Below are 23,679 nucleotides of genomic sequence, written 5' to 3'. Positions count from 1 at the left end.
GGCCCCACCGGCGCGTTTTCCAATTGCGGGCCGGGGTCGAGCCTTATTTTTCAATTTGTCTCACGCATAGCCGATGTTTCCATCGACGAGCCGACCCCGTTGATTGCGCATCGCCGGGGCCGAACCTGCGCACACCGGCGAAGAGCTTTTCCTGATCGAAACAGCCCCCGCGCGGAGGCAGCCTTGCCGGCGGCATGATCATACTTTTGTTGGTTTGCCGGGTGGACTGCTCGCGGACAATAGCGTCTCGCCTCGCCTCCATGAAGCCGAACATTGTCGGTGATGACGGTCTTCCGCAGGCGAATTTGGCCAGAAGGCCGTGACGTGTGGGTCTGCCGCAACAGAACCATGGAAGAGTTCCAGGAAAGCGGCGGGAATCCGGGCCCCTTGCTGATCGTCGCCGGCCGTGATTCGCCGGTGTTTTGCATCGTCTTTTCTGACAAGCCGGCGGCCAGCTTTCGGGACGATGTTCTAGCATCGGCGATGCGGTCAGGCTCCGGCACGGGCCCGTGACCCGATCGAACGGTGGCGTGTCGGGGAACGGATGAATGCCGACGATCGGCCTGTGCATGATTGTCAGGGACGAGGCGCATGTCGTGGAGCGATGCCTCGACAGCGTCCGGCCCCTCATCGACGGCGCCGTCATCGTCGATACCGGCTCACGTGACGGCACGCCGGAGATCGTGCGGGCTTACCTCGCCTGCCATGGGATTCCCGGCACGGTGGCCGAACAGCCGTGGCAGGACTTCGCCCACAACCGCAGCGCGGCCCTCGCGGCGCTCCGGCAGGACCCCGCGATCGACTATGCGCTGGTGATCGACGCCGACGACCGGCTCGCCTTCGAAGCGGGTTTCGACCCGGCGGCGTTCAAGGCCGGCTTGTCCGCGGATGTCTACGACCTCGACATCCATCACGGGGGCGCGGTGTACCGCCGGCCGCAACTCTTCTCGAACCGCCTCGCTTTCAGCTACCGGTCGGTCCTGCACGAGTTTCTCGACATCCCGGACACCGTGCGGTCTCACGTCGCGGCGGCGGGGCTGCACATCATCTACGGCGGCGACGGGGCGCGCTCGCGCGATCCCCAAAAGTTCGCCCGGGATGCCGCTCTCCTGGAGGCGGCGCTGGCGGTCGAGACCGATCCGTTCCTGCGCGCCCGCTACACCTTCTACCTCGCCCAGAGCCTGCGCGATGCCGGGCAGTTCGAGCGGGCGCTCGAGGCCTATCTCGCGCGGGCTGAGCTCGGCTTCTGGGATCAGGAGGTGTTCGAGAGCCTTTTCAATGCCGGCAAGCTGATGGCGCGGCAGGGGGCCCCGACGGAGGCGGTCCTGGCCGTGCTCGACCGCGCGAGCGCGACCGTGCCGGAGCGCGTCGAGGCGCTGCATGCCGCAGCCTTGATCGGCCGGCAGCGGGGCGAGTGGGCGCGCGGGCTTGCGGCCGCGGAGCGCGGGCTCGGTCGTCCGCAGCCGGAGGCCAGCCTGTTCCTTCAGCCCTGGATCTACGAGATCGGGCTGCTCGACGAATTCGCGGTCAACGCCTACTGGGCCGGGCGCGCCATGGACTGCCTCGTCGCCTGCGCGGTTCTCCTGACGCGCGAAGGTCTCGATTCCTCGACACGCGAACGGGTGCGGGCCAACCGCGACTACGCCTACGACCGCCTGAGGGCGCGCGGATCCCTCTGGACGGAGACGCTGAAGGATCGTGCCCCGCGAATCGCCGTGGTGACGGCATACCGCTCGGAAAGTCCCGAGACGCTCCGGCGCTGCATCGCCTCGGTGGCAGGCCAGACCGTGGCGGCGGACCACATCCTGCTCGCGGAGGGCGCACCGCAGGAGGGGCTGCAGGAAACGCTGGACGCCTTGGTCGCCGACCACATCCGCCTCGGCCCGACAGGCGAGGCGGGCACCCGCGCGGCCTGGGCCGCTGGCGGCCTGCTCGCGGCCGCGCGGGGCTATACGGCGGTCTGTTTCCTCGATGCCGGGTGCTGGTACGATCCGGATCACATCGAACGCTGCCTCGTCGCGGCGTTGCGCGTCGGATTTGAACGGTGCGGGATCGTCACGACGTCCCGCCGGCTCTGCCGCCCGGACCTGACGGTCCTGCCGCTTCCGGAGGAGGATGCGGACCGCTTCGTCGATGCCAGCGGCTACCTCTTCCTTCCGGCAGGCTTCCACCTGTTCGGCCATTGGGCGCTGACGCCCCGGCCGCTGGCCGAGATCGGCGACCGCGTGTTCCTGCTCGGCGCGCGGGCGAGCGGTCTTCCCATGGGTTGGACCGGGGCGGCGACGGTCAACGGCCTCGCGACCTACGCGGCTGCCTACGAGGCCCTGGGCGAGACGCCGCCCGCCGGCGCCCGGGACCGGCCCGACCATGTCCGCTTCCGGGCCTGGATCGAGGCCCTGCCCCCGGAGGCGATCGCGACCCTCCGGCGCCAGATCGGGGCCGATCCGCGCGACCTCTACCGGATCGGCCCTCCCGCCTCGGGGGGCGCCGATATTCAGTAGATCCCCCGCCTCGGCCGGAGGCGGACACGTCGAAGATCGGCCGCGCGCTTGCCGTCGATGTGCAACACCGCCGGGAAAAGCTTGCGGCACCGTTGCCGCCGCGGGTTTCGCGTCTACGATGGGGCGACTTGCCGATGGACTGCGCCGCGATGAGCCTCGTCAGACAGATCTGTTGCGCCGGCTTGGCCGTCGGCCTCGCGCTGGGCCTGACGGGCCTCGCGTCGGCCCAGCAGATCGGTGCGACGACGGTGGTGAAGAACGAGGTGTCCCGCCTGAAGGGCGCGCAGAAGAACAGCCTCGCCGAGGGGGACACGGTGTTCCGGGACGAGGCGGTGCAGACCGGAGCGGACAGTCTCGCCAAGATCGTCTTCCTCGACCAGACCAACCTCTCGATCGGGCCGAACGCGCGCATCGCGCTCAACCAGTACGTCTATTCGGAAGAGCGGCCGGCCGGGAAGGTGGCGCTCAACCTGTTGAAGGGCACCTACCGCTTCGTGACCGGCGATCTCGACAAGAAGGCCTACGAGATCAAGACACCCGTCGCGACGATCGGCGTCCGGGGAACGGTGTTCGATGTTTGGACGACCGGCGCGCGCTCGGTCATCACCCTCGTCGAGGGCGAGGTTCGGGTCTGCACGCGCCAAGCGAGCCCGCAGGCCTGCCTCACTCTCGACCAGCCCGGCTCCGTCGTCATCGTGACCGCCAGTGGCGTGACCCCCGCCCCACGCGGCTCCGCCACGCGCTTCAGCTTCAATGGCTATTGCGGCGCCAATCCGGGCCTGTGCACGCCGACCCGCTTCTCGGAGGGAGGCGGGGTGCCGCAACCGGCGGCCTTCGCCGCTCTGTGCGGACGCTGAGCCCTATCCCCATCGACGGTAACCCGGAATCACGTTCACATCCCGCTTCGAGCGAAGCCGTTGCCGGACGAGTTCGGGAGGATGCAACCGTCGCGGACGGTGCCCCGCCGATGCTCCCGGCTCCGGATCGGCGAGACCTCGGCCGTTTCCGGCCCGGGGCCTATGCCGCCCAGGCGAGAATCAGGACCCCGCTGAGGAACATGGCATAGGTCGCGAGCAACGCGGAAATCTCACGGTGCTTCGAAACGACGGCGCGGGAGACGGACAGCATGACGGCGATCAATCATGAGGTGACCGGATCAGCCTGATAGCCAAACCTTGACGGTTTTGGAGAGGCCGGCGCCTGGTTTCGCAGGAAAAGACGAGGTGTTGCGCGCCGGAGACTCGTCCAGGCGGCGTAACCCGCCGCGCGGAAGTCTTACCCCGCGACTGCGTTCGTTGCCGGCCATCGAAGTGAGGGATCGGCGAGCGGTGTTATGGATCCGCCTCCCAAGAAAACGGTAACTGGTCCAACGAGTGTGAGAGAACGGTGCGGTTCCCGACCGGGCACGAACAACAGGCCTCAGGCCGGGTTGCTCATGCAGATATCGACAGGAACCATCATGAAGTACCCATCGACGATAGCCTGTGCCTTCGGGTTGGCGCTCGCAGCCGCCTGCTTCCCCGCCACGGCCCAACCTCGGCCCGGATCGGGGGTGATCGTGACGGATGACGGCAGCGTCACCGGCGGGCGCGATCGAGGCGTGACGATCTCGCGCGGCGCCACGGGGGCCGACACCATCACAAGCAACTCTGCCGCCGGTGGCAATGCCAATCAGCCCGAGCGCGCCGTTCCCCAAGGCAGCGCCGGTGGCGGAAGCGGCAATGGCGCGGGCCAGTAGTCAGTAGGCCGCCACGGACCTCAGCCCCGCCCGGGTTTCTCCGGAGCGGGGTTTTTCGTGCCTGTTACCGGCGTGCCGCTCGAAACCCGGCCCCGGCGACGAACGGTGTATGCCGCCGTTATCCTTCCCGTCGCCCCTTGCCGTCGCCCTCGCCGTCAGCCAGCCGCCCGGACGTTCGACAGGAAGGACAGAACTTCCTGGCGCAGTTCGTTCGACTTGTCCTGAAGGGTCACCGCGGCGGAACTCACGACCTGCGCGGTCTCACCGGTCTCGCTGGCGGATCGCGAGACGGCCGAGATGCTCGCCGAGACCTCGCGGGTGCCGGCCGAGGCCTCTTGGATGTTGCGGGCGATCTCGTGCATCGCCAGACCCTGCTGGGAGGCCGATTCCTGGATCGAGCGGGCGATCTCGTTCATCCGCTGGATCGTGCTCGAGATGTCCTGGATCGCCCGCACGGCATCCCCGGTGCCGGTCTGGACCGCCTCGACCTGCACGGCGATCTCGTCCGTCGCGCGCGAGGTCTGGTTGGCGAGCTCCTTCACCTCCGCCGCGACGACGGCGAAGCCGCGGCCGGCCTCGCCCGCGCGGGCCGCCTCGATCGTGGCGTTCAGTGCCAGCAGATTGGTCTGCGCAGCGATGGTGGAGATGAGCTTGATCACCTCGCTGATGCGGTGGGCGGCCTCGGCGAGGGCGTCGACCTTCACGTTGGCGTTCCGGGCTTGGCTCACGGCGTTCCCGGCGATCTCCGTGGAGAGGTTCATCTGGCGCCCGATCTCGTGAACCGAGGCGAGCAGCTCCTCGGCCGCGGAGGCGACCGCCGCGACGTTCGCCGAGGTCTGCTCGGAGGCCGCCGCCACGGACGCACTGCGCATGCTGGTCGAGTCGGCGCCGCTGGTGAGGGTCGAGGAAGCGGTGTCGAGATCGTTCACGAGGCTCAGCACGGCGTCCGTCAGGCGCGACACCTTGCTGTCGAAGCTCTGCGAATGGCTGCGGATCGACTCCGCGCGCGACAGCTGACGCTGCTGCTGCGCCTCCTGCTCCTCGGCCAGCTGCTCGGCCCGGTGTGCCTTGTCCCGGAACACCTCCAGCGCCTTGGCGATCGAGCCGACCTCGTCGGCGCGATCCGTATCCCGAATGGCAACGTCGTAGCGCCGGTCGATCAGCGCCTCGATTGTCTGGACGGAGTGCTTCAGCGGACGGTCGATCAGGATCTTCGACATCGCGAAGATCGTGACGAGCACGACGATCAGGACGGCGCCGCCGCCCGCAGCCGTCTCGGCGAGCTGCCTGTAGATCGGCTGCGAGATGACGTGCTCGGGCACGTCCATCACCACGGCCCAGGTCGTGTTCATCCCCGGCGCCGAGAAGGGGTAGATCAGGCGCAGCGCGCCGTCCGGGCTGCCGGTGAGGATCCGCACCCTCCCGTCCGACAGGGCCGCCTTGACCTCGTCCGCTCCGAAACCGGAATAGGGCTTCATCTCCTGATTCTTGGCGGGTGGCGAGAGCCACTTGCCGCCGTTGGACAGCAGCATCACCCGCCCGCTGTCGAAGGGGTGCAGCGCACTTAGCATCTCCGGCAGCTTGTCGAGCTTGATGTCGACGCCGCCGACGCCGACGACGCGGCCCCCGACGCTGACCGGTGCCGTGATCGACGTCACGAGGTCGCCGCGGGTGGTGAGGTAGGGTTCCGTCACCAGGCTTTTGCCGGAGACGACCGGCGCCTTGTACCACTGCTCCGTGCCGTCGAAGGTGAAGGTCGAGAATTCGAGCCCGCCGGCCGCCGTCTTGGTCCAGTACGGCGTGAAGATCCCCTTCGCGTTCACGGCCTCGGTGCCGGAGAGCCTCGCCTCGGAGAGACGCTCGACCGTATCGGCCATCCAGGCGCCGTAGATGTTCGGGTAGCGCAGCGCCGTCGCCTTGGTGACGGCCACGACGTCGGATCGCCGCGCCCCGCCGGTCTCGAGAAGGCCTGACAAGCCGGCCGTCATGGCCGTGCCCGCCGACACGGCCTCGGTGATCTGTGTGCCGACTTGCGCGGCCACGCCCGCCGCCTTCTCCGTCGCTAGGTCCGTGACCTCGGACCTGACGCGATCAGCCGTCCTCCAGCTCGTTATGCCGAGGAATCCCACCAGAACGGCGGTCACCGCCGTTCCGGCAGCGAGCATGAGCTTGTTGGCCAAGCTGCGTCTCATGAACATGGCAGATCTCTTCGCCTCGGCGTAATGCCGTGACAGATCTATAAGTTAAAAATATTATTTTGGGTTAAACATGCGAAGAACGCTGCCATTCGCAGCGACATTCCCATATCGACTCGAAATAATTAGCTCTTTGAGAGATAATTAAACTGAAAGAATTGAATATATACGTTGAAAGCAAGTATGTTCTTGTCGCATGGCGACTCTTTTTATCGCAATCGCGACGTAGACAAAGAGGGGCTTCGCCTGATGAGTTTACCGCGGGCCGTCGAAGTGCGCGGGCAGGGACAGATCCTTCTTTATGACGGGATTGCCTGAAGTCGGGCGTCACCGGTGGGAGCGAGGCGGCACAAACCGGAGAACATCGTCGCCCAGCTGCGGCCGGTGAAAGTTCTGGACTTGCGGGGACGGAGCATGGCCGAAACGACCCGCGGCAAGCTTGAGCCACGATCTGGCCGTGTCGCATCGAGAAGCCGAACCTCTTCCGGGAGCGGATCTGCTGGGTGAGCCATCAGGCGGGCAGAGTGATCTGAACGGAGACAGGGCGCCCGCGCCGGCACCGCCACGGCCTCGTCGTCGGTGCCATCGCCGCTAGGGCGAGGTCACCGAGATCTACGGCAACAAGTACATCATTCCGGACGGCACGGGCCGCGCCCTGGTCGAGACCGGCCGCGAGGGCGGCACGCTGGCGGGCAAGGGCGAAGCCGTGACCATCCAGGGACGCTTCGAGAAGGGCTTTCTGCACCCCCGGCTCATCACCTGCGCCGACGGTCGTGAGGTCGCCCTCGGTCGCCCCGGCGACCCGTCGCCGACGAGGCTCGATTGGGCCCGAGACACGATCGGGCTCGGTCCGAAACCCGATCTGCCCGCCTTGACCGCGGCGGTGGAGAAGGCCGGCTGAGGTAGTCGCCGATAGACTGAAAATCACAGTCTTGTGACGGATTAAACAGGAACACATCCCCGGGCAACAACTTAAGCGGCGGTTGCCGGCGTGGCGGAACCATCCCGCTGAAATGTTGGCTGGGTCGCCGGAGCCTCGTCTTCTGAGGACAGCGATCATCCGGCACCGCGCCCCGGACTTTCCGGCGACGCCGCCGACGCGACCGGAGCTTGGCCCTTGGCCCGAAAAAGACTTGCGAAAAAGACTTGCTTGGAATCCGGCGCGGCCCGAACCGGAACGGGCGCCAGCGGTGAGCCTCCGTCGGCGCGTGATCTCCTAACCCTCGAAACGAAGGAAGCCGGACGCCGATGGGCGCGCTCATCCTGACCCCGAACTTGGCGACGTGGAGCATCGCCGCGCTGGCGACGCTCGGCGTGATCCTGCGGCCCTTCTCCTGGCCCGAAGCGATCTGGGCCGTGCTCGGCGCCGTGCTCCTCGTCGCTCTCGGCCTGATGCCGTGGAGCGCGGCCCTCGTGGGCGTGGCCAAAGGCACCGACGTCTACCTCTTCCTCATCGGGATGATGCTGCTCTCGGAAATCGCCCGAAAGGAAGGGCTGTTCGACTGGCTCGCCGCCCACGCGGTGCGGGCCGCGAAGGGGTCGGCGACGCGATTGTTTCTGCTCGTCTACGTCGTCGGCACGGTGGTGACCGTCTTCCTCTCGAACGACGCCTGCGCCGTCGTGCTGACGCCGGCCGTTTTCGCCGCCACCAAGGCGGCCGGAGTGAAGCAGCCGCTGCCCTACCTCTTCATCTGCGCCTTCATCGCCAATGCGGCGAGCTTCGTCCTGCCGATCTCCAACCCGGCCAACCTCGTCGTCTTCGCCGAACACATGCCGCCGCTCGGCCGGTGGCTCGCGACCTTCACCCTGCCATCGGTCCTGGCGATCCTGACGACCTACGCTGTCCTGCGCCTGACGCAGAACGCGCGACTGAAAGCGGAGACGGTCGCAACCGAGGTCGAGACGCCCGTGTTGGGAACCGGCGGCAAGATCGCCGGGGCCGGCATCGTCGCCACCGGCGCGGCCCTGATCGGTGCCTCGGCGGCCGGGATCGAGCTCGGCCTGCCGACCTTCATCGCGGGGCTGGCCACCACCCTCATCGTGCTCGGGATCAACCGCGGTGGTCTCGTCGAGGTCGCGAAGGATGTCTCGTGGGGCGTCCTGCCGCTGGTGGCCGGCCTGTTCGTCCTGGTCGAGGCCCTCGAGAGGACCGGCGTCCTCGGGATGCTCGCCGATCTCCTGAAGCGGGCGGTGCAGGCCGACCCCTCGGCGGCCGCCTGGGCCGGCGGGGCCGTCGTCGCCTTCGGCTCGAATCTCGTCAACAACCTGCCGGCGGGGCTTCTGGCCGGAGCCGCGGTGCAGGCCGCGCAGGTGCCGGAGAAGGTCGCGGGCGCGATCCTGATCGGCATCGATCTCGGACCGAACCTGTCGGTCACGGGCTCGCTGGCGACGATCCTCTGGCTCACCGCGATCCGCCGCGAGGGTGAGGACGTCTCGGTGTGGGGTTTCCTCAAGCTCGGCATTCTTGTGATGCCGCCGGCCCTGGTCCTCGCCCTCGCTGCCCTGATCCTCGTCTGATCCCCGCCCCTGCCCACCCCCCTGCCCGCCCCCTTGCCCGCTCCGGAGACGTGCCCGTGACCGCCGCCCTGCTCTACCCCTTCATCATCGTGGCCGGCGTGCTCCAGGCCCTCGGCAACTCCATGAACGCGCAACTGCGCGGGCGGCTCGTCAATCCGTTCCTGGCGGCCTCCGTCTCGTTCCTACCGATCGTGTTCGTCTTCGCGACGCTGTTCCTCGTGATGCCGACGCCGCTGCCGAGCCTGGAGAGTCTCGGCGCCATGCCGTGGTACGCCCCACTGGGCGGCGTGGCGGGCGCGGTCGCGGTGTTCGGCGGGCTCGCTCTCGTCGACAAGGTCGGGGCCGGGCCATTCAACGGCCTGACCCTGACGGCCAACATCCTGACCTCGCTGGCCCTCGATGCGCTCGGCCTATTCGGGCTGCAGGGCGGCGGGTTCAAGCCGATGCCCTGGCTCGGCGGGCTGCTGATGGCGGTCGGCGTCACCTTCATCGCGCGGGTCACACCCGACAAGGACTCGGGCAGGGAAGCCGGACACGGCCTGAATCCGAAGCTGCTCTACCCGTTCATCGCCGTCGCGGGCGCCCTGCAGGCGATCGGTGTGGTGTGGAACGCGCAGCTGCGCGGCGCCCTGATCAATCCCTGGCTGGCGGCGCTCGTCTCGTTCCTGCCGGTGGTGTTCGTGTTCGTGCTGGTCTTCCTGCTGCGGCCGAAGCCGCTGCCGCGGCGGGCGGATGTCGAGGGCATGCGCTGGTGGATGCCGCTCGCCGGCCTCACCGGCGCGGTCGCGGTGTTCGCGGGTCTGCTCTTCGTCGACAAGGTCGGCGCGGGGGCCTTCAACGGCCTGCTGATCACCGCCAACCTCCTGACCTCGGTGGCGCTCGACCATTTCGGCTGGCTCGGCATGAAGCAGGTCCGGGCCGGCGCGTCGCGGCTCGGTGGGGCAGCGCTGATGGTGGCCGGGATCCTCGTGATCTCGCTGTTCTGACGGCCCGCGAACCGACGTGTGCCGCGCTCGCGGAGATCGGGCCCGATCTGCTCCTGCCGACCGGCGTTCGCCGTCCTGCGCGACCGAGCCATGATCATCGTCTCTCCGGATCGGGCAGGCACGGGACGTTTTCTCAGCCTCGCCGGTAATTGGCTCGCGGATCGCCGCCCGCCGAGGCGCCGATGCCATCTGGACGCAGTGCCGGCCCGCACCTCGATGGTATGTCCGGACGGTGTCAGGACGATCGCCGAAGCACCTGAAACAGCAGTCGTCGATGGTGTGGTGCCAAATGGCACGTAATTCCAGAGAGATCGGACCTAACTCAGGGTCACGCAACAAGTCACGGCCAGCCGCCACTCGACGGAGACCGCGCAAACCTTATCGGGTTGTGCCATGAACATTCGTATCAATCCCACCATCGCCGCTGTTGTCCTCGGTGTCAGTGCGATCTCCTCTCCTGTTCTTGCTCAGAATATCTCAACGGTCCGAGGTGAGAAGCCGTCGAGCTTCTTCACGGATCGTCCGGCTCCGAATGCCTACGACGATTTGACGACCGGTTCGATCGGTCCGGTTTGGGGCCACGGCATCGACCGCTCCGCCAAGGAAGGCAACGCGGAACTCAATGACCGCTCCGTGCCCAACTACGGCATGACCTCTGGTGGCCCGTCGCGGTGAGGTCACCCGCCGCTTCGGCGGTCCAGAGGACCCGCCCGACGGGAGTGACGGGAACCATGACGGGACCCGTCAGCCCGTGAGCGGATCGGGCGGCGGGACCGCTCATCGATTGTGAGCCAGTCTGCGCCCCGTCCCGGCGGTGCAATGCGCTCGATGACACGTCGCGCTTGATCTTGCCTCGGTCGAGGCTCTCACTCCGAAGGCCACCGAGGCGAGCTGACACGCGCGGGCTCTCGCTCCGATTGTCCGGTTCGATACCTGCGCGGCGCGAGAGGAATGCGAGGTCAGCGGTAGAGCGTTAAAAAGGCTGACGCTTCAGCTGGTTAGTTGGAGCGGGCGATCGGGATCGAACCGACGACATTCAGCTTGGGAAGCTGACGTTCTACCACTGAACTACGCCCGCATCCGGCCGCTCATGAGGCGCTGGCGCTTCCTTGAGCCGGACAGGAGTTCCCGAAGCCGGAGACGTCGGGAGCCTGTCATTTTCATAAGCGATGGCCGGCGCCTGTCCACCCCAAAAATGCGTCCGCCGCCGGATCCGCTTCGATCAAGCGGGGCCGGTCCGATCGAGGGATCGGGCCCCGGCGGTGCGGCCCGCGATCAGCCAGTAGACGAGGCCGGAGACGGCGCCGGCCAGAAGCAGGATCGCGGCAAGCCGACCCTCCGCCGCCGCTGCCTCAGAGCCGGAGGGTCGGGCTACGCTGCCGCGGGCGAGCCAGGGCAGGAGCGCCGTCAGGCCGCCCGACGCGCCGCCATACCAGACCGGAGAGCGTAGCCCGAGCATTTCGCCGATCAGCGCGGTGAGCGCGGGGGGCAGGATCAGCAGGAGGCCGAGCGCCTGGGCGAGGCCGATGGCGGCCATCACCGCCACCTCCGGCGGGACGCCGGCGGCGAAGTCCGACAAGCCGGCCAACAGCCCAACGAGGCCGAGCCGGCCGAACGCCTCGCGGAAGGATGGGTCGAGGAGCACGCCGGCGGTGAGCGCCAGTGTTCCGGCGGGAATGGCCATCATCACGGCGAAGGCCGCGAGCAGGAGGCGTCCCAGCATCCGCATCGGCAGGTCGGATCCTTGTCCCGCACCGGAATACCGGCGGGGCGAAGTGATCGATAGGTCTCCGAGCCGGCTCGGGCAAGCCGCCGACCGGCGACCGGGCGTTTTATGAGTCCCTCTTCAGGGCCGCCGCTTCCGTCGCGAGGTTGGCGCGGGCTCCGGTCTCGAACCGAGCGCGGAAGGAATCGGTCTGAAAGAGGTGCGGGCGGGCGAGGAAACGCTCCAGCACCAAGGCACGCCCGACGCGCCAGACCGGATCGGGCACGGCGGCATATTCGCGCCGGACTGCCGCGACGTAGGTCTCGTAGTCCGGGCGCGGCGCGCCGAGGATTGCCAGATCGAGGTCGAGCATCAGACGCACGGCCGGGTCGGCCTGCGGTGCATGGTCGGCGGTCGCGCGGATCATCGCCTCCGACAGGGACAGAAGTTCCGAATCCGCGGCCGCCCCGACGCAGGTTCTCAGCAGGGCGGCGCTGCGAGCCTCGTTGTCCTGACGGGCCGGATCATAGATCGCGTCGTGGAAGAAGATCGCGAGATCGATCGCGTCGGAGACCGGGCCGGCGAAGGATGCGCGCGGGCGCACGGCGTCGTGCCCTTCGAGCAGCGCCGCGACGTGCCGCCAATCGTGGTAGTGGCGCGCGGCCTCGCCGTAACCGGCATCGAGCGCCCGCCACGCCTCCTCGAGCCCGGCGGGGCCGACCGCACGGGACCACAGAGCATGGAAGCGGCCTCGAAGGTCGACAGGCACGGCTCGGTCTTCCTTCCGGGAGCGCTGCCGTGCCCTTATCGTGGCCGTGGGTGGGGCTCAACAGTCGAGAGTGGTGTCGCGCTCCCACTGGGTGAGGTGGCGGCAGTAATCGTCCCATTCCGAGCGCTTGAGCTTGAGGTAGCTCGGCACGAAGGCGCCGAGCGCCTCGTTGAGGACGGGGCTGGCCTCGAGGGCGCGGAGCGCGTCGAGCAGGTTGAGCGGCAGGCGCTTCACGCCCTCCACCGTGTGTCCGTCGGTGTACATGTTGATGTCGAGCCGCTGGCCCGGATCGCGCCCGTTGCGGATGCCGTCGAGGCCGGCGGCGAGGATGCCGGCCTGGAGCAGGTAGGGGTTGGCCGCGCCGTCGGCGAGGCGGAACTCGAAGCGTCCGCCGTCGGGAATGCGGATCATGTGGGTGCGGTTGTTGCCCGTATAGGTGACCGTGTTGGGCGCCCAGGTGGCGCCGGAGGTGGTGCGCGGTGCGTTGATGCGCTTGTAGGAATTCACGCAGGGGTTGGTGAGCGCCGCGAGCGCGTCGGCGGAGTGGATCAGGCCGCCGATGAAGTTGTAGCCCAGCTGCGACAGGCCGATCTCGTCCGAACGGTCGGAAAACACGTTCTGGCCGTCGCGCCAGAGCGAGACGTGGGCGTGGCAGCCGGAGCCCGTCAGGTCCATGAAGGGCTTGGGCATGAAGGTCGCGCGGAAGCCGTGCTTCTCGGCGATCGAGCGGGTCATGTATTTGAAGAAGGCGTGCCGGTCGGCGGTGATCAGCGCGTCGTCGTAGTCCCAGTTCATCTCGAACTGGCCGTTCGCGTCCTCGTGGTCGTTCTGGTACGGCTTCCAGCCGAGGCTCAGCATCGCGTCGCAGATCTCGGTGATCACCTCGTAGCGGCGCATCAGGGCGGACTGGTCGTAGCAGGGCTTGGTCTGCTTGTCGGCGGTGTCGGCGGGTTCCGAACCGCAGGGCGTGATCAGGAAGAACTCGCACTCGACGCCGCTCTTCATCTGCAGCCCCTCGCGGGCCGCCTCCTTGATCAGGCGCTTGAGGATGTTGCGCGGGCCCTGCTCGACCGCCTTGCCGTTCATTACGAGGTCGGCGGGCAGCCAGCCGACTTCCGGCTTCCAGGGCAACTGGATCAGTCCCTCGGGATCCGGCATCGCCAGAAGATCGGCGTCGGCCGGGCTCATGTCGAGCCAGGTGGCGAATCCGGCAAAACCTGCGCCGTTGCGGCAGGTGCTGCCGATCGCGGCGGCCGGCACCAGCTTGGCGCGCTGAGTGCCGAACAGGTCGGTATACGACACAAGGAAGTACTTGATGCCGCGTTCCCGGGCGGCGATTTCGAGATCGTGCGACATTGCAAGAATCCTCCCGGATTGTTGGTTCGGCCCCATCACCAGAAAAAATTAGGGCCGCCCTCGAAGCTTCAGGAGCGGCCCTCGCAGTTCACATGCCGGACGTCGTGGGGTTCTTGCCCGGAATCCAGCCGGTGCCGGCGAGCGGCACTTGCGCCATCGCCGCGGCCTCGATCGTGAGCGCCACCAGATCCTCGGGTTCGAGGTTGTGCAGGTGGCTCTTGCCGCAGGCCCGCGCGATGGTCTGGGCTTCCAGCGTCATCACCGCGAGGTAGTTGGCGAGCCGGCGTCCCGCGAGTTCCGGATCGAGGCGCTTGGCGAGTTCCGGATCCTGCGTCGTGATGCCGGCGGGATCGCGCCCCTCGTGCCAGTCGTCGTAGGCGCCGGCCGTGGTGCCGAGCGCCTCGTACTCCGCCTGCCAACGGGGATCGTTGTCGCCGAGCGCGATCAGGGCGGCGGTGCCGATGGCGACCGCGTCGGCGCCGAGCGCCAGCACCTTGGCCACGTCCGCGCCGGAGCGAATGCCGCCCGAGACCACGAGCTGCACCTTGCGGTGGAGCCCCAGATCCTGCAGCGCCTGTACCGCCGGGCGGATCGCGGCGAGCGTCGGGATGCCGACATGCTCGATGAACACGTCCTGCGTCGCGGCGGTGCCGCCCTGCATGCCGTCGAGCACCACCACGTCGGCGCCGGATTTCGCCGCGAGCGCGGTGTCGTAGTAGGGGCGCGAGGCGCCGACCTTGACATAGATCGGCTTCTCCCAGTCGGTGATCTCGCGCAGTTCCTCGATCTTGATGGCGAGGTCGTCCGGCCCGGTCCAGTCCGGGTGACGGCAGGCGGAGCGCTGATCGACGCCGGGCGGCAGGCAGCGCATGCCGGCGACGCGCTCGGTGATCTTCTGGCCGAGCAGCATGCCGCCGCCGCCGGGCTTGGCGCCCTGGCCGATGACGACCTCGATGGCGTCGGCCTTGCGCAGGTCGTCCGGGTTCATGCCGTAGCGGGAGGGCAGGTACTGGTAGACCAGGGTCTTGGAGTGGCCGCGCTCCTCCGGCGTCATGCCGCCGTCGCCCGTGGTGGTGGAGGTGCCGGCGATGGTCGCGCCGCGTCCGAGCGCCTCCTTGGCGTTGGCCGAGAGCGAGCCGAAGCTCATGCCGGCGATGGTGACCGGCGTCTTCAGGTGGATCGGCTTCGAGGCGAAGCGCGAGCCCAGCACCACCTCGGTGCCGCAGCGCTCGCGGTAGCCCTCCAGCGGGTAGCGGCTGATCGAGGCCCCGAGGAACAGCAGGTCGTCGAAATGGGGCAGCGCGCGCTTCGCGCCGGCACCGCGGATGTCGTAGATGCCGGTGGCCGCCGCGCGGCGGATCTCGGACATCACGTCGGGGGTGAAGGTCGCCGACAGGCGCGGTTTTGTGCGCGGAGGCTGGCGATGATCGGTCATCAATAGGCTCCGGCGTTGTCGACGTGGAAGTGGTAGAGGGTGCGGGCCGAGCCGTAGCGGCGGAACTCGCTGGGGTTCACCTCCCCGGCGAGACCGGCGGCGGCGAGCTTGTCGGCGAGTTCCCGCAGGTGCTCTTCGCGCATCTCCTTCTCGACGCAGTCGGCGCCGAGGCTCTTGACCGAGCCGCGCACGTAGAGCTTCGCCTCGTAGAGCGAATCGCCGAGCGCCTCGCCCGCGTCGCCCAGCACCGTGAGCGTGCCGGCCTGGGCCATGAAGGCCGACATGTGGCCGATCGAGCCCTTCACGACGATGTCGACGCCCTTCATCGAGATACCGCAGCGAGCGCCCGCATTGCCGTCGATGATGAGCATGCCGCCATGGGCCGTGGCACCGGCCGACTGGCTGGCATCGCCCCGCACGTGGACGAGGCCGGAGATCATGTTCTCGGCGACCCCGACGCCCGCATTGCCGTTGACGAGAACGGTCGCGAGCTTGTTCATGCCGGCGCAGTAATAGCCGACATTGCCCTCGATCTCGACCGAGACCGGCGCGTCGAGCCCGGCGGCGATGGCGTGGCGCCCGTCCGGGCCGGTGACGGTCCAGTGGGTCTCGTTGGTGTCGGGCCGCAGGGCGTGCAGGGTCCGGTTCAGCTCGCGCAGGGGCGCGGATCGCAGGTCGAAGCTCGGCATTACTGGCGCTCCCCGGAGGCGTGATCCGCACCCGTCGATCTCCCGACTTGGCGCTCCCACGCATAGACCTTGGCCGGCTCGGGCTCGAACACGCGGGCGGTGTCGATGCCGGGCAGGCCGACCAGCGCCCGGTACTCGGAGCCGAAGGCGACGTAGTCGTCGGTCTCGGCCATCACGGCGGGCTTGCAGGCGATGGGATCGCGCACCACGGCAAAGCCGGTCTCGGTGCCGACCACGAAGGTGAAGAAGCCGTCGAGATCGGTCAGGCTCGATTCGAGCGCTTCCTTCAAGGAGGCGCCCTCGCGCATGCGCCAGCTGAGGTAACCGGCGGCGACCTCGGTGTCGTTCTGGGTAGCGAAGCTCAGGCCCTCGTGCCGAAGGCGGCGGCGCAGGTCATTGTGGTTCGACAGCGAGCCGTTATGGACGAGGCACTCGTCGGTGCCGGTGGAGAACGGGTGGGCACCGTTGGTCGTCACCGCGCTCTCGGTGGCCATGCGGGTATGGCCGATGCCGTGGGTGCCCGTCATCCGCTCGAGGGCGAAGCGCTCGGCGACGGCGGCCGGTAGTCCGACCTCCTTGTAGATCTCCATGCGCTTACCCGCGCTCACCACGTCGATGCCGGGAGCGTTGTCCCGGAGCCAGGCGCGGATGTCCGCCTCACGCTCGGCGGGCACGGCGAGGACCGTGTGGGTGTCACGCTCGGTCGCCTCGGTGGAGAGGGCAAGCGCCTCCTCCATCCCTGCGACGGCCTTGCGCAGATCGGCCGGACCGGGGCCGCGCAGGGTCAGCTTCACGCTGCCGGCATCCGAGACGCCGTCCGAGCCGTAGACTGCGAAGCCCGCGCTGTCCGGACCGCGATCGGTCATCGTCTCCAGCATCTTGGAGAGCATCGCGCCGAGCTGCGGTTCAAGCTTCGGATTCTTGAGGAATAGTCCGACAATACCGCACATCGGCGTCGCCCCGTCCGTTCGATCACTATTGAGATTGATCGCACGACCTCGCGGCCACGTCAACTTTCAAGCACGAAAATTTCCTCTCATGAAACGAAAGGTGCGGTCGTGCTCGGTAGAGCGCGTTCTCTCGCAGCGATCGTCTGATGGTTCGAATCGGCCCTGACAGCTTGTTCCCCGTGATCACGAGGCAGAGGCGGAGCATTCCAGGGCGCTGCCCTCCTCTGAACGTTCGCGCTCCTCGCTTGCTTCGCGGATGCCCGCAATCACGGCGGGGTGGACGACGGCGACGGTCTCAAGCCTCCGCCCCCTGCTGCCTGCGCCGCCGCTCGGCCCGCGACAGCTCGTCCGCACTCGCAAAACCCGTCGCGGTGGCGATCTCGGCGCGACTCAGCGCGCTCTCACGGCCGAGCTGGTGCGCCCGATCGAGGCGCAGGTGCAGGTAATGGCGGTGGAGGCCTCGCCCGAGTCCGTCGCGAAACAGACGCTCCAACTGCCGCACCGAGACGCGGGCGAGATCCGCCAGGGTCTCGCGGGAGAGCGGCGCTTCGAGGTTCGCCTCCATCGCGGCGAGCGCCCGCAACAGGCGCGGGTCGCGCACACCGAAGCGCTGGCGCAGATCCATTCGTTGCGGGCTCAGGCCCTCGCGGATCTGGTTGTGCAGGAACCAGTCGCTGACGCCCGCCGCGAGGCCGGCGCCGTGGTCGCGCCCGATCAGGTCGAGCATCAGGTCGAGGGCGGCGATGCCGCCGGAGCAGGTGATTCGGTCGCCCTGGATCTCGAACAGCGAGCGGACCACCTCGATATCGGGATAGCGCTCCTCGAAGGCCGGGACGTGCTCCCAGTGCAGCGTGCAGCGCCTTCCGACAAGCAGGCCGGCGCGGGCGAGAAGGTACGGGCCGCCGGAGATGCCGCCGAGCGTCACCCCGTGGCGGGCGAGTCCGCGCAGCCACGCGAACAGGGACGAATCATCGAAATCGGCCGGGTTGCCGCCGGCGCAGACGAAGACGCGGTCGGCGCTCGCATTTGCGCCGACGGCGACGTCGGTGAGGATGCCGAGCCCGTTCGAAGCCTGCACCACACCACCGCCGGGCGCGGCGTGCCACCAGCGATAGAGTTCGCAGCCCGACAGGGTGTTGGCGGCGCGGAGCGGCTCGACCGCCGCGGTGTAGGCCATCAGCGGAAAGTCCGGCACCAGCACGAAGCCGACCGTTCGGGGGGCGGGCCTTTCCGCCCGCGGCGCCCTGCGCCCGGACCGGGCACGACCGGTCGATTCCGTGACATCGCGCATTTCTGCGCGATTTGCCGGAACTATGTCGCGAAATGCAAGCCTGAACGCGGATGCTGTCGGCTATTGCTGAGGACGAGCGATACACCTTCGCCGATGAGCGGATCCCCGCATGCGCTACTCCCTCTTCAGCGTTCTGGGCCAAGCCCTGCGCGGCCAGCGCGACTGGACCCCGCAATGGCGCGACGTCGCTCCGCAGGAAGCCTACGATGTGGTGATCGTCGGCGGCGGCGGGCACGGGCTCGCCACCGCCTATTATCTCGCCAAGGAGCACGGCATCACCAACGTCGCCGTGCTGGAGAAGAGCCACATCGGCTCCGGCAATGTCGGGCGCAACACCACTATCGTGCGCTCGAATTACGGCCTGCCCGGCAACATCCCGTTCTACGAGCGGTCGATGAAGCTCTGGGAGGGGCTGGAGCAGGACATCAACTACAACGCCATGGTCAGCCAGCGCGGCGTGCTGAACCTGTACCATTCGGACGCGCAACGCGACGCCTATGCCCGCCGCGGCAACGCCATGCGGCTCGCCGGGATCGATGCGGAACTGCTCGACCGCGAGGGCGTGCGGGCGATGGTGCCGTTCATCGACTTCGACAATGCGCGCTTCCCCGTGAAGGGCGGCCTGCTCCAGCGCCGCGGCGGCACCGTGCGCCACGATGCGGTCGCCTGGGGCTATGCCCGCGCCGCCAATGACCGCGGCGTCGACATCGTCCAGAACTGCGCCGTCACCGGCATCCGCCGCGAGAACGGCCGCGTCACCGGCGTCGAGACCAGCCGCGGTTTCATCCGGGCAAAGAAAGTGGCGCTGTCGGTGGCGGGCTCATCGTCGCTGCTGGCCGGCATGGTCGACATGCGCCTGCCGATCGAGAGCCACGTGCTCCAGGCCTTCGTCAGCGAGGGCGTGAAGCCGCTCATCGACTGCGTGATGACCTTCGGCGCCGGCCACTTCTACGTCAGCCAGTCGGACAAGGGCGGCCTCGTCTTCGGCGGCGACATCGACGGCTACAACTCCTACGCCCAGCGCGGCAACCTCCACACCATCGAGGACGTGATGGAGGGCGGCATGGCGCTCTGGCCGGGCCTCGGGCGCCTTCGGTTGCTGCGCCACTGGGGTGGCATCATGGACATGTCGATGGACGGCAGCCCCATCATCGACCGCACCGATATCGGCGGCCTCTACCTCAACGCCGGCTGGTGCTACGGCGGCTTCAAGGCGACCCCCGCCGCAGGCTTCTGCTTTGCCCACCTGATCGCCCGCGACGCGCCGCACGCGGATGCGAGCGCCTACCGCCTTGATCGCTTCGCCACCGGTCATCTCATCGACGAGAAGGGTATGGGCGCCCAGCCCAACCTGCATTGACGCTCCTTTGGCGGCGCCGGCCGTGCCGGCGCCATTCGCCGCACGAGCGGCGACACGCGGTCGCGCTTGCGATGCCCGCTCCAGCGGGCACCGATCTTAAGAAGGACGACACGCCATGCGCATCCGATGCCCCTATTGCGGCGAGCGCGACAACGGGGAGTTCAGCTACCTCGGCGACGCCGCGCCTCAGCGCCCGGACGGGCTCGAGGCCTCGGCCCAGGCCATGCACGACTACGTCTACCTGCGCGACAATCCGGCCGGGACGATCCGCGAACTCTGGTACCACGCCGCCGGATGCCGTTCCTGGCTGGTCGTGACCCGCGACACCCGCACCCACGCGATTGAAGCCGTCGAGCCGGCGCGCGACGTCGCGCGGGCGCGCCGCTCGGGAGAAGCCGCATGACCACGCTCGCTCTTCAGCGCGTGGAGCCGCTTGCCACGGCTTCCGCCGGCCAGCCCTTCCGCACCGCCAGCGGCGGTCTGATCGACCGGAACCGGCCCCGCGACTTCACCTTCGACGGAAAACGCCTCACCGGCTTCCACGGCGACACGCTGGCCTCGGCGCTGCTCGCCAACGGCGTGCGCCTCGTCGCCCGCTCGTTCAAGTACCACCGGCCTCGCGGCATCCTCTCGGCGGGCTCGGAGGAGCCGAACGCGCTGGTGGAGCTCCGCTCCGGGGCGCGGCGCGAGCCCAACACCCGCGCCACCATGGCCGAACTCTATGAGGGGCTGGAGGCCACGAGCCAGAACCGCTGGCCCTCGCTCGCGCTCGACGCGCTCTCGGTCAACGCCCTGCTCTCGCCGGTCTTCGCGGCGGGCTTCTACTACAAGACCTTCATGTGGCCGGCCTCGCTTTGGGAGAAGCTGTACGAGCCGATGATCCGGCGCGCCGCGGGCCTCGGCCGGGCCGCCGACGCGCCCGATCCCGACACCTACGATCACGCCCACGCCCATTGCGACGTGCTCGTCATCGGCGGTGGCCCGGCCGGCTTGTCGGCGGCGCTCGCCGCCGGTCGCTCCGGCGCCCGGGTGATCCTCGTCGACGAGGATTTCGCGACCGGCGGCCGCCTGCTGGCGGAGCGGCGGGAGATCGGCGGCGAGAGCGGGGCCGATTGGGCCGCGCGCGCGGTGGCCGAGCTGGAGAGTATGCCGGACGTCCGCATCCTCTCCCGCACCACCCTGTTCGGCGTCTACGATCACGGCGCCTACGGTGCGGTGGAGCGCGTTTCCGACCATCTTGCGGTGCCGGCCGCCCATGCGCCGCGCCAGCGGCTGTGGCGGATCGTGGCGCGGCGCGCGGTGCTCGCGGCCGGCGCCATCGAGCGCCCGCACGTCTTCGGCGGCAACGACCGTCCCGGCGTGATGCTGGCCGGCGCCGTTCGGACCTATCTCAACCGCTACGGCGTGCTGCCGGGCCGTCGCATCGCCGTGTTCACGTCGAGCGATGACGGCTGGCGCACCGCTGCCGACGTGCTGGAAGCGGGGGGCGGCCTCGCGGCCGTGATCGACACGCGCACCGACGTTCCTCCCGCCTTGCGCCGGATGGCGGAAGCGGCAGGGGCGCGGGTGGTGACGGGCGGATACGTCGCCGGCACCAAGGGCCATCTGGGCTTGAGCGCGATCCAGGTCGTGGACGGCTACCACAGCACCGAAACGATCGCTTGTGACTGCCTCGCCATGGCCAATGGCTGGAATCCGGTGGTCCATCTCGACTCACACCTGTCGCGCCGGCCGGTCTGGGACGAGGCGATCCACGCCTTCGTGCCGGGCACCCTTCCCTCCGGCATGCGGGCTGCGGGCGCCGCCGCCGGTCGCTTCACCCTCGCCGAATGCCTGGAGAGCGGCGCCCGGGCCGGCGCCGAGGCGGCGACCGCCTGCGGCTTCACCGCCACGGCCGAGACCACTCCGAGAACCGATCCGGAGAGCATCGATCACACGCCGCTCTGGCGCGTGCCCAAGCCGCGCGGAAAAGCCTTCGTCGATTTCCAGAACGACGTGGCAGCCTCCGACGTCGAGCTCGCCCATCGTGAGGGCTTTCGCGCGGTCGAGTTGTTGAAGCGCTACACCACCCTCGGCATGGCCACGGACCAGGGCAAGACCTCGAACCTCGCCGGCCTCTCGATCATGGCCGAGCTGACGGGCAAGGACATCCCGAGCGTCGGCACCACGGTGTTCCGCCCGCCCTTCACCCCGGTCGCCATCGGCGCGTTCGCCGGCCATCATCGGGGCAAGGAGTTCCGCGCCACCCGCCACGTCCCGTCCCACGCCTGGGCCGAGGAGAATGCTTGCGTCTTCGTCGAGACCGGTCTGTGGCTGCGCCCCGCCTACTTCCCGCGGCCCGGCGAGACCGACTGGCTCGACACGGTGGTGCGGGAGGTCGAGACGGTGCGCGCCCGCGTCGGAATCTGCGACGTCACCACGCTCGGCAAGATCGACATCCAGGGCCGCGACGCCCTGGCCTTCATCGAGCGGGTCTGCGCCAACCCCTTCGCGACGCTGCCCGTCGGCAAGGCGCGCTACGCCGTGCTGCTGCGCGAGGACGGCTTCGTCATGGACGATGGCACCGTCGCGCGGATGGGCGAGACGCACTACGTCATGACCGCCTCGACGGCGAACGCCGCGCGGGTGATGCAGCACCTTGAATTTTGCCGGCAATGGTTGTGGCCGGAGCTCGATGTGCAACTCGCCTCGGTCAGCGAGCAATGGGCGCAATACGCGGTCGCCGGTCCACGCGCCCGCGATACACTACGCCGGATCATCGATCCCGGCTTCGACATCTCGAACGAGGCCTTTCCGTTCCTCGCCTGCGCCGACATCACCGTCGGCGGCGGCATCCCGGCGCGGCTGTTCCGCATCTCGTTCTCGGGCGAACTCGCCTACGAACTGGCGGTGCCGGCAGCCTATGGCGACGCGGCGTGGCGGGCGCTGATGCAGGCGGGCCTGCCCTACGGCATCACCGCCTACGGCTCCGAGGCGCTCTCGGTGATGCGCATCGAGAAGGGCCACGCGGCCGGCGCGGAGATCAACGGCCAGACCACCGCCCGCGACCTCGGCCTCGGTGGGATGCTCGCGAAGAAGAAGGACTATGTCGGCCGCCTGATGAAGGAGCGCCCCGCGCTCACCGATCCGGACCGGCCGATCCTGGCGGGTTTCCGCCCGGTCGATCCCAGCGACCGAGTGCGGGCGGGCGCGCATTTCTTACGGCTCGACGCCGCGCCGAGCCTGGAGGCCGACGAGGGCGTGATGACCTCGGTCGCCTACTCGCCGAGCCTGCGGACCTGGATCGGCATCGGCCTGATCCGGCGGGGGGCGGAGCGCCACGGCGAGCGGGTACGCGCCTACGACCCTGTGCGTGGCGCCGACATCGAGGTCGAGATCTGTTCGCCGGTCTTCGTGGATCCCAAGGAGGAGAAGCTGCGTGTCTGAGGCGGCAACGACCCGAGCGCCCTCGTCCCTCTGGCGCCCCCGCGGCGCCTGGGAGGGAGTGGCGAAGACCGGACGGCACGGCGCGGCGAACGGGCCGGCGGGGATCCGCCTCACGCTCCGCGAAAACTTCGGCCTCGCCACGCTGATCGCAGCGGATGGAAAGGAAGCCGACTTACAAGCTGCTCTGGCGGAGCGGTTCGGCCTATCCCTGCCGGAGACCGGCGCGGCGCATGTCGAGGGCGAGCGCGGTCTGATCTGGTCCGCCCCCGGCCAGTGGCTCGCACTGGCGCCCTCGCCGCAGGGCCTTCGGGACCTGCCCGAGGTTCTCCGCGGCGTCGCGGCGGTCACCGACCAGAGCGACAGCCGCGCCCTGGTGCGGATCTCGGGGCCGCAGGCGCGCGCCCTGCTCGCCAAGGGCGTCGCCGTCGACCTGCATCCCCGCGCCTTCGGGCCGGGCCGGGCGGCGGTGACGAGCATCGCCCATATCGGCGTGCAGCTCTGGCAGCGCGATGCCGGACCAACCTACGAGATCGCGGTGGCCCGCAGCTTCGCCGGCAGCTTCTGGCAGTGGCTGGAGCACGCGGCGGCCGAGTTCGGTTACGAGGTCGAGGCATCCGCGGTCTGATCCCGGATCATCACGGGCGCCGCCCTCCCCCAGGCTTGTTGGGTGACGAGGGCATCAAAACTTTCCAGCGGGTACGACCCAGGGGGTCGGAGTGCGCGTGTCAATCGAATGCGTCAGAAGCTCGTTCCATAGGAAT

At 68.7% G+C, this 23,679-nt stretch carries 20 protein-coding genes and 1 tRNA gene; 12 read left to right on the top strand and 9 right to left on the bottom strand.

Features of this window, described 5'->3' with window-relative positions:
* The first annotated feature begins 282 nt into the window (after positions 1-282).
* The 4 genes from FHU13_RS03935 to FHU13_RS27490 all read left to right on the top strand — a co-directional run bounded on the left by FHU13_RS03935 (position 283) and on the right by FHU13_RS27490 (position 4,239).
* Positions 283-513, top strand: a complete 231-nt coding sequence (locus tag FHU13_RS03935) for a hypothetical protein (RefSeq protein ID WP_183434543.1) — start codon at positions 283-285, stop codon at positions 511-513.
* Positions 514-548: 35 nt separating this feature from the next.
* Positions 549-2,501, top strand: a complete 1,953-nt coding sequence (locus FHU13_RS03930; protein ID WP_183434542.1) for a glycosyltransferase — start codon at positions 549-551, stop codon at positions 2,499-2,501.
* Between the two features lie 149 nt (positions 2,502-2,650).
* Positions 2,651-3,358, top strand: a complete 708-nt coding sequence (locus FHU13_RS03925; RefSeq protein WP_183434541.1) for a FecR domain-containing protein — start codon at positions 2,651-2,653, stop codon at positions 3,356-3,358.
* 602 nt (positions 3,359-3,960) lie between these two features.
* A complete protein-coding gene (locus FHU13_RS27490; RefSeq protein WP_246714463.1) occupies positions 3,961-4,239 on the top strand; it encodes a hypothetical protein in 279 nt (92 codons plus the stop codon).
* A 155-nt stretch (positions 4,240-4,394) separates the two neighbouring features.
* Here FHU13_RS27490 and FHU13_RS03915 read toward each other — a convergent pair whose 3' ends face one another.
* Positions 4,395-6,431 carry a methyl-accepting chemotaxis protein gene (locus FHU13_RS03915; RefSeq protein WP_183434539.1) on the bottom strand — a complete coding sequence of 679 codons (2,037 nt, stop codon included), beginning with the start codon at positions 6,429-6,431 and terminating at the stop codon, positions 4,395-4,397.
* A gap of 709 nt (positions 6,432-7,140) precedes the next feature.
* Between FHU13_RS03915 and FHU13_RS28510 the strand changes: the two genes are divergently transcribed.
* The 4 genes from FHU13_RS28510 to FHU13_RS03895 all read left to right on the top strand — a co-directional run bounded on the left by FHU13_RS28510 (position 7,141) and on the right by FHU13_RS03895 (position 10,612).
* Positions 7,141-7,335, top strand: a complete 195-nt coding sequence (locus tag FHU13_RS28510) for a hypothetical protein (RefSeq protein ID WP_183434538.1) — start codon at positions 7,141-7,143, stop codon at positions 7,333-7,335.
* A gap of 347 nt (positions 7,336-7,682) precedes the next feature.
* Positions 7,683-8,951: an arsenic transporter gene (locus FHU13_RS03905; protein ID WP_183434537.1), complete on the top strand. Its 1,269-nt coding sequence runs from the start codon at positions 7,683-7,685 to the stop codon at positions 8,949-8,951.
* Positions 8,952-9,007: 56 nt separating this feature from the next.
* The gene (locus FHU13_RS03900) at positions 9,008-9,937 is read left to right on the top strand and encodes a DMT family transporter (RefSeq protein WP_183434536.1); all 930 of its coding nucleotides are present in this window, start codon (positions 9,008-9,010) and stop codon (positions 9,935-9,937) included.
* A 393-nt stretch (positions 9,938-10,330) separates the two neighbouring features.
* On the top strand, positions 10,331-10,612 hold the full coding sequence (locus tag FHU13_RS03895; protein ID WP_183434535.1) for a hypothetical protein: 282 nt from the start codon (positions 10,331-10,333) through the stop codon (positions 10,610-10,612).
* A 328-nt stretch (positions 10,613-10,940) separates the two neighbouring features.
* Here the strand turns inward: FHU13_RS03895 and FHU13_RS03890 are convergent.
* From FHU13_RS03890 to FHU13_RS03855, 8 genes are all read right to left on the bottom strand, one after another.
* A tRNA-Gly gene (locus FHU13_RS03890) sits at positions 10,941-11,015 on the bottom strand.
* A gap of 144 nt (positions 11,016-11,159) precedes the next feature.
* Entirely contained in the window at positions 11,160-11,660 is a 501-nt protein-coding gene (locus FHU13_RS03885; RefSeq protein ID WP_409518475.1) for a hypothetical protein, read from the bottom strand.
* A 109-nt stretch (positions 11,661-11,769) separates the two neighbouring features.
* Complete coding sequence (locus FHU13_RS03880) at positions 11,770-12,411, bottom strand: hypothetical protein (protein ID WP_183434533.1); 642 nt, start codon at positions 12,409-12,411, stop codon at positions 11,770-11,772.
* A 57-nt stretch (positions 12,412-12,468) separates the two neighbouring features.
* Entirely contained in the window at positions 12,469-13,767 is a 1,299-nt protein-coding gene (gene glnT, locus FHU13_RS03875; protein ID WP_183434532.1) for a type III glutamate--ammonia ligase, read from the bottom strand.
* Between the two features lie 88 nt (positions 13,768-13,855).
* Positions 13,856-15,202, bottom strand: coding sequence for an FMN-binding glutamate synthase family protein (locus tag FHU13_RS03870; protein ID WP_183434531.1), 1,347 nt, complete (start codon positions 15,200-15,202; stop codon positions 13,856-13,858).
* Positions 15,202-15,891 (bottom strand): protein glxC, encoded by a 690-nt coding sequence (locus FHU13_RS03865; protein ID WP_183434530.1) that lies wholly within the window; start codon positions 15,889-15,891, stop codon positions 15,202-15,204. The genes FHU13_RS03870 and FHU13_RS03865 overlap by 1 nt, the downstream gene beginning before the upstream one ends.
* A complete protein-coding gene (locus FHU13_RS03860) occupies positions 15,891-16,841 on the bottom strand; it encodes a class II glutamine amidotransferase (RefSeq protein ID WP_183434529.1) in 951 nt (316 codons plus the stop codon). Before FHU13_RS03860 ends, FHU13_RS03865 begins: the two co-directional genes overlap by 1 nt.
* 295 nt (positions 16,842-17,136) lie before the next feature.
* Positions 17,137-18,132: a GlxA family transcriptional regulator gene (locus FHU13_RS03855; RefSeq protein WP_183434528.1), complete on the bottom strand. Its 996-nt coding sequence runs from the start codon at positions 18,130-18,132 to the stop codon at positions 17,137-17,139.
* A 109-nt stretch (positions 18,133-18,241) separates the two neighbouring features.
* On the opposite strand from FHU13_RS03855, the gene FHU13_RS03850 reads away from it, so the two are divergent.
* The 4 genes from FHU13_RS03850 to FHU13_RS03835 all read left to right on the top strand — a co-directional run bounded on the left by FHU13_RS03850 (position 18,242) and on the right by FHU13_RS03835 (position 23,543).
* The gene (locus FHU13_RS03850; RefSeq protein WP_183434527.1) at positions 18,242-19,492 is read left to right on the top strand and encodes a sarcosine oxidase subunit beta family protein; all 1,251 of its coding nucleotides are present in this window, start codon (positions 18,242-18,244) and stop codon (positions 19,490-19,492) included.
* A 115-nt stretch (positions 19,493-19,607) separates the two neighbouring features.
* Positions 19,608-19,895 (top strand): sarcosine oxidase subunit delta, encoded by a 288-nt coding sequence (locus FHU13_RS03845; protein WP_183434526.1) that lies wholly within the window; start codon positions 19,608-19,610, stop codon positions 19,893-19,895.
* Positions 19,892-22,918 carry a sarcosine oxidase subunit alpha family protein gene (locus FHU13_RS03840; protein WP_183434525.1) on the top strand — a complete coding sequence of 1,009 codons (3,027 nt, stop codon included), beginning with the start codon at positions 19,892-19,894 and terminating at the stop codon, positions 22,916-22,918. Before FHU13_RS03845 ends, FHU13_RS03840 begins: the two co-directional genes overlap by 4 nt.
* Positions 22,911-23,543 (top strand): sarcosine oxidase subunit gamma, encoded by a 633-nt coding sequence (locus FHU13_RS03835; RefSeq protein ID WP_183434524.1) that lies wholly within the window; start codon positions 22,911-22,913, stop codon positions 23,541-23,543. Before FHU13_RS03840 ends, FHU13_RS03835 begins: the two co-directional genes overlap by 8 nt.
* The last annotated feature ends 136 nt before the right edge of the window (positions 23,544-23,679 follow it).

Origin of the sequence: Methylobacterium sp. R2-1, from assembly GCF_014191355.1 — a bacterium.
Taxonomy (GTDB): Bacteria; Pseudomonadota; Alphaproteobacteria; order Rhizobiales; family Beijerinckiaceae; genus Methylobacterium.
The sequence above is the reverse complement of the archived record's forward strand: the minus strand, read 5'-3'. Positions and strand labels throughout refer to the sequence as shown.

Coding starts and splice junctions, on each gene's coding strand:
- FHU13_RS03935 (WP_183434543.1), top strand. CDS start 283: ATGACGGTCTTCCGCAGGCGAATTTGGCCAGAAGGCCGTGACGTGTGG.
- FHU13_RS03930 (WP_183434542.1), top strand. CDS start 549: ATGCCGACGATCGGCCTGTGCATGATTGTCAGGGACGAGGCGCATGTC.
- FHU13_RS03925 (WP_183434541.1), top strand. CDS start 2,651: ATGAGCCTCGTCAGACAGATCTGTTGCGCCGGCTTGGCCGTCGGCCTC.
- FHU13_RS27490 (WP_246714463.1), top strand. CDS start 3,961: ATGAAGTACCCATCGACGATAGCCTGTGCCTTCGGGTTGGCGCTCGCA.
- FHU13_RS03915 (WP_183434539.1), bottom strand. CDS start 6,431: ATGAGACGCAGCTTGGCCAACAAGCTCATGCTCGCTGCCGGAACGGCG.
- FHU13_RS03905 (WP_183434537.1), top strand. CDS start 7,683: ATGGGCGCGCTCATCCTGACCCCGAACTTGGCGACGTGGAGCATCGCC.
- FHU13_RS03895 (WP_183434535.1), top strand. CDS start 10,331: ATGAACATTCGTATCAATCCCACCATCGCCGCTGTTGTCCTCGGTGTC.
- FHU13_RS03885 (WP_409518475.1), bottom strand. CDS start 11,660: ATGCTGGGACGCCTCCTGCTCGCGGCCTTCGCCGTGATGATGGCCATT.
- glnT (WP_183434532.1), bottom strand. CDS start 13,767: ATGTCGCACGATCTCGAAATCGCCGCCCGGGAACGCGGCATCAAGTAC.
- FHU13_RS03870 (WP_183434531.1), bottom strand. CDS start 15,202: ATGACCGATCATCGCCAGCCTCCGCGCACAAAACCGCGCCTGTCGGCG.
- FHU13_RS03865 (WP_183434530.1), bottom strand. CDS start 15,891: ATGCCGAGCTTCGACCTGCGATCCGCGCCCCTGCGCGAGCTGAACCGG.
- FHU13_RS03860 (WP_183434529.1), bottom strand. CDS start 16,841: ATGTGCGGTATTGTCGGACTATTCCTCAAGAATCCGAAGCTTGAACCG.
- FHU13_RS03855 (WP_183434528.1), bottom strand. CDS start 18,132: ATGCGCGATGTCACGGAATCGACCGGTCGTGCCCGGTCCGGGCGCAGG.
- FHU13_RS03850 (WP_183434527.1), top strand. CDS start 18,242: ATGCGCTACTCCCTCTTCAGCGTTCTGGGCCAAGCCCTGCGCGGCCAG.
- FHU13_RS03845 (WP_183434526.1), top strand. CDS start 19,608: ATGCGCATCCGATGCCCCTATTGCGGCGAGCGCGACAACGGGGAGTTC.
- FHU13_RS03840 (WP_183434525.1), top strand. CDS start 19,892: ATGACCACGCTCGCTCTTCAGCGCGTGGAGCCGCTTGCCACGGCTTCC.